This window comes from Priestia sp. FSL H7-0729, from assembly GCF_038005685.1.
Lineage (GTDB): Bacteria > Bacillota > Bacilli > Paenibacillales > Paenibacillaceae > Paenibacillus.
On sequence record NZ_JBBOTQ010000009.1, the window covers coordinates 56,642 to 72,435 of the forward strand.

The following is a 15,794-nucleotide window of genomic DNA, read 5'->3' on the forward strand; positions in this document are numbered from 1 at the left end:
TGTGGGTCAGAACCCTTTTATCAGAAGAATAGGAGTGCCTTAACCATATGAAAATTACCGGAGACCAGATGCTGGTCAAAAAAATAAACAAATCGATCGTTCTGGATACGATCCGGCGCCATGCCCCTCTTTCTCGCGCGCGAGTGTCCGAAGTTACGGGGCTGAACAAAGCAACGGTATCCAACCTGGTTGCCGATCTGATCAGTGATGATTTGGTGCAGGAGATTGGACCGGGGCAATCCAGTGGCGGGCGCAAACCGCTCATGCTGCTGTTTCGAGGGACGTCAGGTTATGCAGTCGGCCTGGAACTCAGTGTGACCCATTTAAAAGGCGTGCTTACAGATCTGGAAGGAAACATCATTACAGAGTACGCAGTGACCTTGGAGCATCATGACGTGTCCTCTGTATTGGAGCAATTGAAATTGGCAGCAAAACAGCTCATTGAAGCAGCTCCTGCTTCCCCTCACGGTGTCATAGGCATCGGTATTGGAGTACCCGGCATGGTCGATGAGGCAGGAACAGTCCTGTTTGCACCCAACTTGGGGTGGGAGAAGGTAGCACTGCGCTCCAAGCTTGAAGAAGAATTTGAACTGCCTGTCACCATCGATAATGAAGCCAATGCTGGCGCTCATGGAGAGTTGAATTTTGGTGCAGGCATCGGTGTCCGTCACATGATCTACATCAGTGCAGGCATGGGGATTGGTTCAGGCATCATGGTGGATGGTGAATTATACAAAGGTGCTTGGGGCTACGCAGGGGAAACAGGCCACATGTCCATTGAAGCGGAAGGTCTGCCCTGCTCCTGTGGTAATCGCGGTTGTTGGGAGTTATACGCATCGGAAAAAGCATACGAACACCCGGATCATCAGTTAAAATTACCTGCTCATACCACACGAGAGCTGATTCATTATGCAGAGCAAGGCCACAAGAATGTTCAGGAATTATACGACACGATTGGACGAAAACTGGGGATTGGCATTACGAATATCGTTAACAGTTTTAACCCGGAACGTATTATCATTGGTGGTCCGCTCTCTGAAGCAGGTCCCTGGATTGAAACTGCGCTAAAACAGGTTGTTGAGGAACGTACATTACCTTATCACCGTCGAAGTTTGCAGATTGAATGGGCAGCTCTGGGCAGCCGTTCTACCCGTGTTGGTGCCGCTTACTCTGCAATTTCCCAGTTTCTAGGAAAAATTAGAGTTTCCGTCTAATAACAGATCAAAATTGACATCATTTCGCCCCATTTCCTCCCTTTTTGTTAAAGAAATCCAGATGTATAATGGGGTTATGTGATTTTTGTCATGGCTATGTGAATGAGGCTGTGTTAATTCCGATAACGAAACGGAGTGAAAAGAAGCGTGACCTACGTGGATACTTCAGATATCTCGGCGCCAGTATTTGTCACCGTCCTCCTGTTCCTGATTGTGCTTGCGCCCCTATTCAGCCTTGGCATACTCCGATTGTTTCAGAGCAAAAAGAAGGCTGGTTTCATGTACATGCTGTCAGGATTGCTGGTGTATGTTGTGTTTCAGACTTTCATGAGTATTTTTTTCTAAAGAATATATTTAATTTAATTGCAAAATCCCCTTTCGCAGTAATTCCTGGAGTCCATGTTACCATGTGCTCCACATTACAACGGCAAGGGGATTTTTCACGTTACCTAGTTTAAATCACTACTTTTTAGATTTTTCCAGAGCACGTTCTTCCATCATGTCAACAATATCCTGAATCTGACCCATGACTGAGATAGGGTCGGAGAAATAAAATTTGTAGCCATCAATTTCGTATAATTCATTATTTTTGACTGCGTCTAACGTCCCCCACACCGGATCGCTCGAATAGTCAAACGATTCCGCTTTGGCATCCACTGCCATAAACACACGATCACCGGCGTATGTCTCCACAATTTCGCTTGAGATTGTAGCCCAACCCACCTTCGGATCAATTTCTCCTTTCACCTTTTCGTTCATGGGGATACCCAATTCACCATGGATACCTCTGCCTGTATAAGCATTACCGTAGAGCGTAATGTTCTTGACAATTCCCCCGGCAAAGACCGTAGCCGTTTCTCCCTCTTTGATAATGCCGCTCAAACGTTCCTTGGCTGAAGCAAGATTCTTTTCAAACTCGACAAGCCATGCCGATGCCTCCGCCTCTTTACCAAGTATGACTCCAAGTTCCTTGACCTGATCACGAACGGGTGCCGAGTTGTCCATATAGACAGTTGGTGCAATTTTGGAATATGCCTCGTACGTTTGAGCATCGCCTGTAACAATTAAATCCGGATTCAGACCCGTAATTGCCTCCAGATTATCCGAAACATCCTCAATACCCGTAACTTTTCCCTCTAAATAAGGATTTTGCATGAACAGGCCATTACTACCCACGGGCTTAACGTTCAATGCCAGAATATGCCCCAAGAAGAAATCTGTTACGACACGCTGCGGATTAGCAGGCACTTCGACCTCACCCATGGAAGTATTCACTTTACGAGATATTGCTTGGGCATTTTCATTTGTATTATTTTCGCTTGAACTGTTGGCTTGGGAAGCTAGTGCTTCAGATTGAGCTGTCCTTCCATCTCCTGTTGCAGCCCCTGTATTCCCTGAAGAACCAACACTACATGCACTTAACAGCAACCCAAAAGCCATCAGCAAAGCCATCGGGACTCTCTTTATATTTCTTAACATTTCATCAGACCCTCCACCTATATATTGATAATAATTATCATTATCATATAATGGAATATAACATTGGTCTGGATTGCCAACAATATGATTTCTTCCTGCTAAGGATGTAACATCTTCCTCTACAAATTGCTTACGATATTTATGCGGGGAAAGCCCCATATACTTTTTGAAGGCATTGCTGAAATAGTACCCATCCTGATACCCAATAGCCGACGCAATCATTCGTAAGGGAAGCCTCGTTTCGGTCAATAGCTTGCACGCTTTTTGCATACGCAAACGGATTAGACAGTCAATGGGTCCACGATCGAGCACTTGTTTAAAACAATTCGAGAGATGCCCCGAACTCCGCCCCATTGCTGTCGCCAAAGAGTCCAACGTATGCGATTTGGCATAGTTCTGCAACAGGTACTCCAGAGTCTGGATAACCAACTCCACGGGGCTGGAGCCTTTCACACCCAGAGGCTGTAGATCATACTGCTCCACAAGGTGATAAACCCATTGGTAGAATGATGCTTTGAGTTGCAGCGGAACCGAATGTGACTCTTGCCGCTGAGCCTCTAGCATGCGCTCTGCAATTTCATATAAGATCAATGGCTGCGTAAGTGTCACACGATATGTAACGTCAGTTGGATATCTGTGTTCATCTACCATCATCGGCTCACTGCCGTGCGATGGTCCCGGTTCTGCTTTATACGAGATCAATATATACTCTGCTCCGTCTGGACCTGCGTTAACTTCAAACAGACTTTTGGAAGGAGCATGAATAATCTCAAAATGATGGATAGAATAGGTCTTCTGATTGAGCAATACTAGCAAGTCCCCTCGCTTCATACAGAAAAAACTGCTGGACTGCACCGTGAATAATGTTCTTTCCCCCTTTGCAAGAATGACTCTTTCAACATGGATGTCTCGTATACCCGCCTGCTCCCAGAAGCGAAAATGCTTCTGCTGATCTACAATCATGCTGCTTGTTCACCTCATTTATGCTCCGCGACTTAAGAAAAGGATATCGTACTTCTGGGCATTGGACAATTCCAAGCGATTATTCATTGTGACATCACCTTACAACTTCAAGGTGTCTGCGACCAGCTCCCAATCCATCCAATTTACTCAGAGTAAATGCACAAAAAACCGTACCCTTCCGGGTACGGTTCTTTCTATATCCTAACGGCTCGCGAAAACCGGAATTGCATATGAATCGAAACGTTCTTCAACACATTATGTCCCAGATCATCAGCCTAACTTAAGCGTCCAATGCTTTAGCGAATTGGGTTTTGTTCATACCCAGAATGCGGTGTTCACCAATTACAGTCAATGGCACGGCACGTACACCCATGTCCCACACTTGTTGTGCAAACTCATCGCTAGTTTCGATGTTGCGCTCTTCATAAGAGATCCCTTTGTCAGCCAGGAACGTTTTTACGGATTTGCAGTTCGGGCAGTTCGTTGATGTATATACAATTACGTTTTCCATGTTTCATTCACCTCATATGGTTTTATATTAATCTATAGTTTGGTTGGAATCAGCTCATTCTATTACAGAACAACTGCGCTGTGCTCCAAGCTTTCAATATATTTCTCAGTATCCATAGCAGCCATACATCCGCTACCTGCAGCTGTAATCGCTTGTTTGTAACGTGTATCCTGAACGTCACCACATGCGAATACGCCTGGAATGTTTGTCTCGGATGTACCTGGTGTAGTCAGGATATAACCGTGTTCGTCCGTAGTGATCTGTCCGCCAAGGAATCCCGTGTTTGGTGTGTGACCAATAGCTACGAATACGCCGCTTGCCGGAATCACTTCTTCTTCACCTGTTTCGTTGTTCAACACTTTCAGTCCGGTTACGCCGTTGTCGCCAGCAAGTACTTCGAGTGGTGTACGGTTCAGAGCCATTTCAACTTTTTCGTTGCTGCGTGCACGATCCTGCATGATTTTGGAGCCACGCAGTTCTTCACGACGGTGTACCAGCGTTACTTTGGAACCGAAACGGGACAGGAAGCTTGCTTCCTCCAGAGCAGAGTCACCACCGCCGATAACGATGATTTCTTTGTTACGGAAGAAGAATCCATCACATGTTGCACATGTGCTGACACCACGTCCTACGTTCGTTTCTTCACCAGGGATACCCAGGTATTTAGCAGTTGCGCCTGTGGACAGGATCAATGTTTCGGATACGAGTTCACCCATACCTTCAACTTGAATCTTGAATGGACGCTCGCTCATGTCGATGTTGTTCACCCAGCCTGTGCGGAATTCAGCACCGAAACGCTCCGCTTGTTTACGCATGTTGTCCATCAGTTCAGGACCCATAATGCCATCAGGGAAACCTGGGAAGTTCTCCACTTCCGTCGTTGTTGTCAGTTGGCCACCAGGTTGTGGTCCTTCAATAACGAGTGGATTCAAGTTAGCACGTGCCAGATAGATTGCTGCTGTCAGCCCTGCAGGGCCTGTTCCAATAATAATTGATTTATACATGTATAGTTCCTCCCCCGGGTTCTGCAAAAAGGTTAGTCCCTCCGGCATCAAAAGCTGTTGCTTTTGCATACACTAGAACGAAAAGCCCACATCATGTCCACAAGACCTGCCCGTGTAATGACAAATGCCCTATGCAGAAACGGAATTCTAATTTATAATCATTCTAATCTGTTGTTCATTATGATCTCTTTTATGTACGGTGTCAATGCTCGGCAGCGATTATGAAGAAGTCTTCATCAGGAGGGAAAATGGAAGCATGAACGATGCACTCATTGGCAGTATTATATCAGCCATGTCTACCGGCCTAGGGGCCGTACCGATTCTATTTATGCGCAAAATATCGCACCGTCTGCGTGATATCTTGCTGGCATACGCTGCAGGTATTATGACCTCAGCCTCGGTTTATAATCTCATTCCGGAAGCGCTCGGCCAATCGAATCTCTTTGTACTTGCATTTGGTATTATGCTCGGTAGCCTGGTTCTACTGGTGCTAGAAATGAAGATTCCACACGTCGATCTGGAAAATCCCGAGAAAATGCCTTTTAAAATTGAAGCCAAAGCCTTCATGATTATTGCAGCCATCACCATGCATAACCTGCCCGAAGGATTATCCGTCGGAGTCAGCTATGCAAGTTCGGATGAGAACCTGGGCAATCTCATTGCCTTCTCCATCGGATTGCAGAATGCACCCGAAGGATTCCTGGTCGCCCTCTTTCTAGTGAACCAGAATATTGGCCGCTTCAAAGCACTGGGCATTGCCACCCTCACCGGAGCAGTAGAGATTATTACAGCGATGATTGGTTATACATTAAGCAGTCTCGTATCCGGCCTTGTCCCTTATGGTCTGGCATTTGCAGCCGGTGCGATGATGTTCATTGTCTATAAGGAGCTCATTCCAGAGAGTCATGGTGACGGCAATGCACGTGTAGCGACCATCTCATTTTTACTCGGACTCATCACGATGATCGGTTTGACCGAACTGTTTTAATTGAAGACTAAAGAACCCGAGCGGACAGCCTAAAGCTGTCGACCGGGTTCTTTTTTTAGCCACAAATGAAGATTCCATGAAATTAATGGGATTGCCTGTCAGAGACCTTACGCCCTCTCCTGATCAGGATTGAATAAATCGAATCAGTTCCGAATTGAATTTTTCCAATTCATCATAGAAAGCACCATGACCACTCTCTTCAAAAGCAATCAATTGAGACGAAGCAATGCCTTTGTGCATCTGCTCTGCGAATTCGAACGGACAGATCTCATCCTTTTTCCCGTGCAAAATGGCTGTCGGCACCTGAATTGAACTCAGGTCACCTCGCAAGTCCTCATCCCGCAGAGCGATTGCACTGCGAATGGTACCATAAGATGAAGCCTCCATGCCAAGCGCGTGGAACCAATCCATGAATGGCTGGCTGTGTTTCTTCGCAAAGAACATGCCGCCGAATGTCTCCAGCAACTTCGGACGATCTGCAAAGATCGGCTCAATGATCTGCTCGTTTAGCTGCTCTGGAGTCAATCCATACGGATAACCTTCGCGCTGCGTGAACACAGGGGCTGCCGCAGATAACAAGGCCAGTTTGGAGACACCATGTCCCTTATGGCGAGCCATGTAATGTACTGCAATCGCTCCACCCATGGAGAACCCTGCGAGTACCGCGTCTTTCAGCTCCAGATCATCGATCACGGCACGAACATCGTCTGCCATGCGATCATAATCATATCCTGTAGAAGGCTTATCCGATAAGCCATATCCTCTAAAATCTATCGCAATGGCACGAATGCCATGGTTCGGAAGTACGTTCAATTGGTATTCAAACATTTTATAGTTAACAGGCCAGCCGTGCAAAAAGACAACCGGAGTGCCTTCACCGATATCTTCAACGTATACTTTTACATTCGGTTCCACTTGTACATAACGTCCCATCTTTCACAGCTCCCTTTATCCTCGATTGATTGCAACTTTCTCTTCGAATCATTACCCGCTGACCCAAGGTTCAAACGTGAGCCGTTCAACCAACCGCATACTAATCGCTGTACCAATAAACCATTCTTCTCTCCAAATCTGATTACCGTAGCAGCCTAAGTCCATTCAGGATAACCAGAATTGTACTGCCTTCATGACCTACCACACCCAGAGGCAATGCGACATCTTGGAGGAAGTTACCCGTGATTAAGGCCAGAATAACGGTGATGGCAAAACACATATTCTGTTTAACCGTCCGCTGTGCTCGGCGTGCCTGCCCAATCACCCAAGCGATCTCTTCGATATTGTCGTTCATCAACACCGCATCAGCTACCTCCAGTGCAGTTCCGCTACCCGATAATCCCATCCCCATACCCACAGTGGCTGCTGCAAGTGCCGGGGCATCATTCACACCATCTCCCACCATTAGCACTGGACCATACTGTTTGCGGAGCGCTTGGACCTGCTTCACTTTATCTTCTGGCAGCAAGTCAGCGTAAACCATACTTACTCCCGTTTCATGGGCAATTACAGAGGCCGATCTGGCTCGATCGCCTGTTAACATCGCAACTTTAACCCCCATCGCTTCAAGCCTTCTCACTGCAGCTGCTGCCTGAGGCCGTACCGTATCCCGCATGGCGATGAGCCCAGCCATTTCACCATCCGCCATAACAACGGATACCATTTTTCCCTCCCCCTCAAGACGGGAGCGCACTTCGTTCCATTCAGAAGACTCCATCGATTCCAATCCATTTGTTTTGCCAATACGCCAGAGCACATCGTTTACCGTTCCTTCGATACCCCAGCCTGTTAGCGCCTGTACATGCTCCGCTTCCTGAAGGGTAATGTTCTCCTTGTTCGCCTGATCTACGATGGCACGAGCCAAGGGGTGCATGGAGATGTTCTCAATCGCTGCTACCGCAGCTAACAGCTGGGCGCGATCTATATTTTCAGCCGTAATAATATCTGTAACTTGCGGGGTGCCCATGGTCAATGTACCTGTTTTGTCAAAAGCCACGACACGCGTACGAGCCATATTCTCCATATGGGCACCACCCTTGAAGAGAATGCCACGGCGCGCACTGCTGGACATCGCGGACAGCATGACAGGCATGATCGAAGACACCAGTGCACAAGGCGAAGCAACCACCAGAAATACCATTGCTTTATAAAATGCTTCATTCCATGTCCAACCAAGGAGTAGTGGAGCTCCTGCAATCACAAGTAAAGTCACCCCTACAACAATACGAGCGTATATGCCTTCAAACCGCTCCATAAAACGCTGGGAATCCGGCACTTCTGCCTGAGCTTCTTCCACCAGTTTAATGATTTTGCCGAACAGTGACCCTTCCGCCGATTTGGTGACCTCTACGTATAATGCGCCCTCCCCGTTTACCGTACCTGCATAAACTTCGTCCCCCGCAACTTTGTCCACAGGCAGGGATTCTCCGGTGATGGACGACTGATTGATAAAAGAACTCCCCCGGTACACGACACCATCTGCCGGGATGAGTTCTCCCGGTTTGACCAACAGTAAGTCACCCGGCTTCAGATCATCAATAGCCACAAGGCTCATCTGTCCGTCCTCAATCCGCAATGCAGTCTCTGGCTTAAGCGCCAGTAAAGATGAGATATCCTTATGGCTGCGCTCTGTCGCATAACTTTCCAATGCACCACTGAGTGCAAAAATAAAGATCAGCATGGCGCCTTCATTCCAGTAACCGATGGTTGCTGCCCCAAGGGATGCGGCAATCATCAGCAGATTTACGTCCAGATCACGGTCTTTGACCAGTGTCTCGATGCCTTCCTTCGCTTTGGTCCAACCGCCTACGGCATAAGCCACAATGTAGAGCATGATGGATAAGGTACCAAAATAAGGTGCGGTTCCCCAGGCAATCAACATCAACAACCCGCTGCCCAATGCAGATTGCATCTCTTTATTTTGCATCATGGCTCGGAAATCAGGCTTCTTGCCGCGATTGGGGCCAGGTGGCTGGGACGAGCGTTGTTCTGTTTGTTTGTGTCTGTGTAAGGGTTGATGTATCGCTTGCATATGAATCACGATCCTTTCGAATGTTAGGTTTGCGGGAGGGGGGGGGACGAGACTGCCCCATTCCGCTCCCGATAATGAAGTTGTATTGAGAATGAGAGCCATTGTTAATGCCCTAAAAATGACACATGCTGCTGCGGGAATCCCGCAGCAGCATGGTTTTGTGAATGATTTTGCAATAATTCTCGAATGAGAATGATAATCATTTTTGTACTTATGCAATTATTTTTACCCAATACAACTTTTAATCAGTATATGCCTGTGATCCGCATTTGTAAATGGGTATTTTTCGACGTTTACTCCTAAATGCGTGTTTAAAAAGGCAAAAAGCCGCTGTCCATGGGGACAACGGCTTAAACCATCTATTGATAGGCGTTTGACCATTTTTAGACATAACACTTAAGTGATTGTTTACACATCCACTCAATGCCATTTACGCGCCTACACTTGCTCCCTGACTTGCTTTGATCGCTTGCTCCAGATCATGGATAATATCTTGAATGTTCTCTGTGCCAATAGACAGACGAATCAACTCCGGATTAACCCCTGCGGCAGTTTGTTCTTCTTCGGTCAATTGCGCGTGAGTCGTACTTGCCGGGTGAATGATCAGTGACTTGGAATCGCCCACGTTCGCAAGGTGAGAGAACAGTTTAACATTTTCAATCAATTTACGACCGGCGTCCGCACCACCTTTGATTCCAAAGGTCAGAATGGCCCCCTGCCCTCTTGGCAGATACTTCTGTGCAAGCTCGTAAGAATCATGGCTCGGCAGACCTGCATAACTTACCCAAGACACATCCTCATGTTTCTCAAGGAATTCCGCAACCGCAAGGGCGTTGCTGCTATGACGCTCTACGCGCAGATGTAATGTCTCCAGTCCTTGCAGCAGCAACCAGGAGTTAAATGGAGAGATCGTTGCACCCAAGTCACGTAGAAGTTGTACACGAGCTTTGATAATATAAGCAATCGGTCCAACCGCTTCCGTATATACTACACCGTTATAACTGGCGTCCGGCTCCGTCAAACCCGGGAACTTGCCACTTGCTTTCCAATCAAATTTTCCGCTATCCACGATAACGCCACCAATGGATGTACCATGACCCCCAATAAATTTCGTTGCAGAGTGAACGACAATATCTGCTCCATGTTCGATTGGACGAAGCAGGTACGGGCTTGGGAACGTATTATCCACGATCAAAGGGATTCCATGTTCATGAGCGACCGCTGCGACCGCTTCAATATCGAGTACATTGCCTTTCGGGTTACCGATCGTTTCGGCATACAATGCTTTCGTTTTCTCCGTAATCGCTGCACGGAAATTTTCAGGATCACTGGAATCCACAAATTTCACGTCCAGACCCAGTTTCGGCAAAGTCGTCGAGAATAGATTGTATGTACCTCCATACAAACTCGCCGAAGACACGATTTCATCCCCTGCACCAGCAATATTCAGAAGTGAAAACGTAATGGCTGCTTGACCAGAAGCAGTAGCCAGCGCACCAGCTCCGCCTTCCAACGCAGCAATCCGTTGCTCAAACACGTCAGTTGTTGGATTCATCAGACGAGTATAGATGTTGCCAAACTCTTTCAAACCAAACAGATTAGCTGCATGCTCGGTGTCCTTGAAGCCATAGGATGTTGTCTGGTACAAGGGAACTGCTCGTGCGTTGGTAGTTGGATCAATCTCCTGACCTGCATGAATTGCCAATGTTTCAAATGAAAGCTCACGTTCGTTTGACATAAATCTGAATCCTCCCTTGATATATACGTTCTATAAGTTCATGATGTCTTGACATGGTGGCGTATGTTTTCCATATTCTCTCACAAGATGTCGCATTTGAAAAGACTTTATTTCCGATTTTTCCGATGAGAAATATTAAATATGTACATTATCATCTCTATACCAAAAAAACCTTTGCCCTCGCAAAGGTTTTTCGGCTGCTGCAGATGCGTTGCACCACTTTTCAATCCGGTAGTCTCTTAGACTCGAACTGCACTCCATACTTCACGCAAATGTTTGGCCGCAGGTACAGCTTGCTCCGCAGTTACGCCTTCAAGTGAAATATCGATATGTGGCTTATGCGTTTTTAGCAATTCAAAAAATAACGGGTAATCCAGTATCCCTGCCCCAGGTACCGGATTGTACTTCTCTCCCTGTGCATCAAAGGCTACATCTTTGGCATGGATCACAATCATGCGCTGATACAGCGATTCCATCACTTCGCGTAAGAAAGCCCCTTGATCTGCTGCATGTGGTTGCTTGATCAGATTACACGGGTCGAACAGCATCCCCAGATTCGATGAAGGAATCTCTTCAAACAAACGTGTCATATGTTCATAGGTATGAAGGGTATGTGTGGACACAGGCTCAATCGCCGCATGCACGCCCCATTTCTCCGCTTCCTCAGCCAACTCCTCAACCGTTTCTTTCAGCACACTCCACGCCTTCTCTTCATATCCATCCGGATGTGTATCCTGATAGGTGTCCAAGCTTCCGGTCTCCGTTGCTACCATGCTGCAACCGAAATCCCGGGCATAACGCAGATGTTCCTTGAATCGATCAATATCCGCACGACGGCTTACCGGATCAGGGTCAATCGGATTAATATAACAGCCCAGTACCGCAATCTTCACCCCGCGCTGTGCAAATTGATCTCCAATCTCATTCGCTAGCCCTGGGCTCAGTTTGCCATTCGATGAGTCCACATCGGATAATGCTTTGGCCAGCGCCAGCTGTACGGAATTAAATCCGTTATCCGCAATTGTCTGTGCAAGCTGTGCTGTAGGCTGTTTGCCAAATGTATGCGCCAGAATACCAAGTTTCATCTCACTGCCTCCTTATTCTAATCCAATGATCAAGTGATTAACGTGCCATCCAGCCTCCATCGACATTCAGCACATGACCATTCAGATAATCCGAAGCAGCGGATGCCAGAAAGACAACCGGGCCTTTCAGATCTTCAGGAGTACCCCAGCGTCCCGCAGGAATGCGGGCTGTAATATCCCGATAACGATTCTCGTCTGCACGGATCTGGGTCGTATTGTCGGTTTCCATATAACCAGGTGCGATACCGTTAATCTGGATTCCCTTACCTGCCCATTCATTGGCGAGTGCTTTGGTTAAACCCGCAACACCATGTTTACTGGCTGTATAACCAGGTACATTAATTCCACCTTGATAGGACAACATGGATGCAATATTGATGATCTTGCCGCTTCCGCGTTCAATCATATGTCTGCCAGCCAATTGGCTCAGGAAAAATACCGTGTTCAGGTTGAGGCCGATTACATCGTGCCAGTCCTGCCCTGCATGATCAGCCGCAGGTGTGCGGCGAATGATTCCGGCATTGTTGACGAGAATGTCAATTCTGCCCTGGAACGAAAGTGCCTGTTCGAACACAGCCGCCAACTCATCTTCACGACTTAAATCCGCTTCAATCACATAAGCTTTGCGTCCGAGTGCTTCAATCGCACTTGCCGTTTCCGCAGGTCTGGAATAAGAAACCAGCACCACATCAGCACCCGCTTCCGCCAAGCCAATGGCCATCCCTTGTCCAAGTCCTCCCGAGGTACCTGTCACCAGTGCAACTTGTCCGCTTAAATCAAATGGTTTCATGAGTGATTCCCTCCGCATGGTTGTAATATGCAATTCATCGATCTGTCCGTTCTTTAATCCCATGAATCATGAATGAGGTTAACTTTGATAATCCACTGTGACACCGCTCTGCTCGTATAAGGCAACTGTCTCTTCATCCAAACGATGATCACTGATAATATAGTCCAGTTCCGAACACTGGGCGAAAGTTCGCAGTGCAAATTGTCCGAATTTATAATGATCCACAACGCCATATACCTGCTGCGAGGCAGATATCATTGCTTTTTTCAAAGGAACCAGATCTCCCGTGTATATGGATAATCCAAATTCCGGATGAAGGGCTGTCGTGGATATAAAGGCTTTATGAATGTTAAGACCGGAGATAAAGGCAGCTGTATCATCCCCCACCAGCATATTCCGTACACGAGCCCCGCCAGGCACAACCAGTCGTACTTGCTCCTTCTTGGTAAGCTCCGCAACAATGAACAAGTCATTGGTCACCACCGTCAGCGGCTGATTGTCGAGACGTTTGGCCATCTCCAGCGTGGTGCTGCCACCATCAAGAGCAACGATATCTCCAGGTCGAATGTAAGCCAGAGCACGTTCAGCAATCTCCGTTTTCTCCGAATGATGCTTCTCGGTAACTCCGCGGCTATTCAGGATGCCATATTGGTCATTCTGGGCCAACATAGCACCACCATGGACACGTACGAGCAGTCCCATACTCTCCAACTTGTCGAGATCCTCTCGCACTGTTTTCCCAGTCACCTGCAACAATTCACTCAGATCACTGACGGTTACCTCCTGGCGCTCCAGAAGAGCCTCCATGATTTTTTCATGTCTTTTCAATGGATTCATCCTAATCAACTTCCTATACTACCTGAGTTAATTGAATGAGTGTTCTAGTGTCTACTCTGCCAATTAACTCAGACATCTGTAATTTATTATTTCAGGTCTTTCATCGCTACGCCGTCCATATCTTCGAACGTCTGGTTCTCACCAGCCATGGCCCAACAGAACGTGTAATTGCTTGTACCCACACCACTGTGAATGGACCAGCTTGGGGAGATGATTGCCTGACGGTCGCGTACAACCAGATGCCGCGTTTCGTCCGGCTCACCCATCATATGGAATACAACGCCATCCTCAGGCAGATTCCAGTACAAGTATACTTCGGAACGACGGTTATGGGTATGTGCAGGCATGGTGTTCCACATGTTACCCTTGTCGAGTTCGGTAATGCCCATTACCAACTGACAACTCTGAATTCCACCTTCTCCTTGGTGAATGTAACGATAGATTGTACGCTCATTGGAAGTTTCGATGCTGCCCAGATGATTCGGCTGAGCTTGTTCTTGTGTTGCTTTTACTGTTGGATAGGTGTGATGAGCCGGTGTGGATACAAAATAAAATTGAGCAGGTTGAGCCTTGTCACTGCTTGTGAACACAACTTCCTTCACACCTCTTCCAATGTAGAGACATTCCTTTGCTCCAATCTCATAACCTTGGCCGTCCGCTGTCACTGTTCCGTGACCACCTACATTAATGATACCGATTTCACGACGCTCCAGGAAAAAATTCGTTCCGATATCCTTCAGGTTCACTTCAAGGGTAATGTCTTTGCTCTCAGGTACAGCCGTTCCCACAATATAACGATCCACATGAGAATATACCGTTACCAATTCATCGGTTGCAAACAGTTGCTCCATCAAAAATTCCTCACGCAGGCGAGATGTATCATACGTTTTCACTTCATTGGGATGTGCAGCATAACGATTTTCCATTATTAATCCATTCCTTTCGTCATTTAAATTAGTTGGAATTGAGTTTGAACATGTTCATATAAGTTCATTTTAGTTCATTATGTATCTTTTGTGTACCTTTATTTTAAAAAAAAGAATTTATGTGATAAAAAGTTTATAATTCTAACCGTCTTCGAACAAGACATGGTCAGTCAAAGGAGAGAGGTACGCTATGAATTACCAATCGTGGATCGGAATAATTACTGTAATAAGAGAACCTTTCCCTCGATACCCGATTCAGCCGCTGCAATGGCCTGTTGTACATTCGTTAGTTCATACGTCGCCCCAATGTTTGCCATCACAAGCCTCCCTGTTCTGACCAGCTCCATCACCTCATGAAATACCTGTTCCCAGCGTTCTTGCGAACAGCGTTCCACCCAATGCTTTAACCAGAAAAGTTTCACATGTACTTGTGTTCCCCGGGTTACTTCATGCCATAACGGTGTAAACCCCGAAAGCAGTCCTACACTGATGACCGTACCATTTGGCTTCAGACAACTGACCAACTGTTCCCCATCTCTCCCTCCAATACAATCCACGGCTGCATCAGCACCGCACCCCTCTGTTAATTCCGCGATTCTATCCTGTAGCAACTCTTTCGTTGTATTGATAACAGAAACTGCTCCAAGATGATACAGTTCAGCAGTATGACGATCATCTCTCGTAAGCGCAATTAATTTAAATCCATTGATTTTTGAGATCTGTGCAAAGATTCGTCCGATTGCAGATCCCCCTGCATTCACAATCAGGGTATCACCGTACGTAAGCTTAAGCACCTCTGTACAGATCAACCAAGCCGTAACCGGATTAATATAGAGCTGACTGGCTGATTGATCATCGATATCATTCGGCATGATGATTGTATGTCGCTGCATGGTCTTCACGACGTCCTGCCAAGTATTCTCACCTTTTAGCGGCAAAACGCGGCGCCCCAACATTTGATTGGATACTCCCGGCCCTACTGCTTCTACTCTCCCCACACCCTCGAACCCGGGAACAGCTGGTAATCGGGTACGATGCGGGTAAGCTCCTCGAACAGGAATAATATCGGAGGGATTAATAGGCCGAGCATACATCCTCACTGCTAATTCACCGGGGCCAGGGGGTATCACATCTTTTTCTTCCATACATAACACTTCACTTGGTTCGCCAAAACGATAATAACGGATTACCCTAGCTTTCATTGGTACATCTCCTAGAATAAATTTGTTGAAAT

At 46.9% G+C, this 15,794-nt stretch carries 14 protein-coding genes; 3 read left to right on the top strand and 11 right to left on the bottom strand.

Annotated elements, in window-relative coordinates:
* The first annotated feature begins 47 nt into the window (after positions 1 to 47).
* Together MHH93_RS19650 and MHH93_RS19655 are read left to right on the top strand one after the other, a co-directional pair.
* Positions 48 to 1,214, top strand: a complete 1,167-nt coding sequence (locus MHH93_RS19650; RefSeq protein WP_500055388.1) for an ROK family protein — start codon at positions 48 to 50, stop codon at positions 1,212 to 1,214.
* Positions 1,215 to 1,361: 147 nt separating this feature from the next.
* Positions 1,362 to 1,559 carry a hypothetical protein gene (locus tag MHH93_RS19655; RefSeq protein ID WP_440391984.1) on the top strand — a complete coding sequence of 66 codons (198 nt, stop codon included), beginning with the start codon at positions 1,362 to 1,364 and terminating at the stop codon, positions 1,557 to 1,559.
* A 117-nt stretch (positions 1,560 to 1,676) separates the two neighbouring features.
* Here the strand turns inward: MHH93_RS19655 and MHH93_RS19660 are convergent, their stop codons facing one another.
* From MHH93_RS19660 to trxB, 3 genes are all read right to left on the bottom strand, one after another.
* Positions 1,677 to 3,656 (bottom strand): AraC family transcriptional regulator, encoded by a 1,980-nt coding sequence (locus MHH93_RS19660; protein WP_500055389.1) that lies wholly within the window; start codon positions 3,654 to 3,656, stop codon positions 1,677 to 1,679.
* Between the two features lie 280 nt (positions 3,657 to 3,936).
* The gene (locus tag MHH93_RS19665) at positions 3,937 to 4,167 is read right to left on the bottom strand and encodes a glutaredoxin family protein (RefSeq protein WP_036668031.1); all 231 of its coding nucleotides are present in this window, start codon (positions 4,165 to 4,167) and stop codon (positions 3,937 to 3,939) included.
* Between the two features lie 62 nt (positions 4,168 to 4,229).
* Positions 4,230 to 5,171, bottom strand: coding sequence for a thioredoxin-disulfide reductase (gene trxB / locus MHH93_RS19670; RefSeq protein WP_047841589.1), 942 nt, complete (start codon positions 5,169 to 5,171; stop codon positions 4,230 to 4,232).
* Between the two features lie 256 nt (positions 5,172 to 5,427).
* On the opposite strand from trxB, the gene MHH93_RS19675 reads away from it, so the two are divergent.
* Positions 5,428 to 6,159: a ZIP family metal transporter gene (locus MHH93_RS19675; RefSeq protein ID WP_253440965.1), complete on the top strand. Its 732-nt coding sequence runs from the start codon at positions 5,428 to 5,430 to the stop codon at positions 6,157 to 6,159.
* Between the two features lie 123 nt (positions 6,160 to 6,282).
* Here MHH93_RS19675 and MHH93_RS19680 read toward each other — a convergent pair whose 3' ends face one another.
* The 8 genes from MHH93_RS19680 to MHH93_RS19715 form a co-directional block, all read right to left on the bottom strand.
* Positions 6,283 to 7,092, bottom strand: coding sequence for an alpha/beta fold hydrolase (locus MHH93_RS19680; RefSeq protein WP_017692232.1), 810 nt, complete (start codon positions 7,090 to 7,092; stop codon positions 6,283 to 6,285).
* Positions 7,093 to 7,234: 142 nt separating this feature from the next.
* Complete coding sequence (locus MHH93_RS19685; protein ID WP_500055390.1) at positions 7,235 to 9,184, bottom strand: heavy metal translocating P-type ATPase; 1,950 nt, start codon at positions 9,182 to 9,184, stop codon at positions 7,235 to 7,237.
* 430 nt (positions 9,185 to 9,614) lie between these two features.
* The gene (locus MHH93_RS19690) at positions 9,615 to 10,922 is read right to left on the bottom strand and encodes a homocysteine synthase (protein WP_500055391.1); all 1,308 of its coding nucleotides are present in this window, start codon (positions 10,920 to 10,922) and stop codon (positions 9,615 to 9,617) included.
* Positions 10,923 to 11,161: 239 nt separating this feature from the next.
* A complete protein-coding gene (locus tag MHH93_RS19695) occupies positions 11,162 to 12,007 on the bottom strand; it encodes a sugar phosphate isomerase/epimerase family protein (protein ID WP_500055392.1) in 846 nt (281 codons plus the stop codon).
* Between the two features lie 37 nt (positions 12,008 to 12,044).
* The gene (gene kduD / locus MHH93_RS19700) at positions 12,045 to 12,797 is read right to left on the bottom strand and encodes a 2-dehydro-3-deoxy-D-gluconate 5-dehydrogenase KduD (RefSeq protein WP_500055393.1); all 753 of its coding nucleotides are present in this window, start codon (positions 12,795 to 12,797) and stop codon (positions 12,045 to 12,047) included.
* Between the two features lie 78 nt (positions 12,798 to 12,875).
* A complete protein-coding gene (locus tag MHH93_RS19705; RefSeq protein WP_500055394.1) occupies positions 12,876 to 13,634 on the bottom strand; it encodes a DeoR/GlpR family DNA-binding transcription regulator in 759 nt (252 codons plus the stop codon).
* An 86-nt stretch (positions 13,635 to 13,720) separates the two neighbouring features.
* Positions 13,721 to 14,560 (bottom strand): 5-dehydro-4-deoxy-D-glucuronate isomerase, encoded by an 840-nt coding sequence (kduI, locus tag MHH93_RS19710; protein ID WP_124118136.1) that lies wholly within the window; start codon positions 14,558 to 14,560, stop codon positions 13,721 to 13,723.
* Between the two features lie 218 nt (positions 14,561 to 14,778).
* The gene (locus MHH93_RS19715; RefSeq protein ID WP_500055395.1) at positions 14,779 to 15,762 is read right to left on the bottom strand and encodes a zinc-dependent alcohol dehydrogenase family protein; all 984 of its coding nucleotides are present in this window, start codon (positions 15,760 to 15,762) and stop codon (positions 14,779 to 14,781) included.
* Between the last annotated feature and the right edge of the window lie 32 nt (positions 15,763 to 15,794).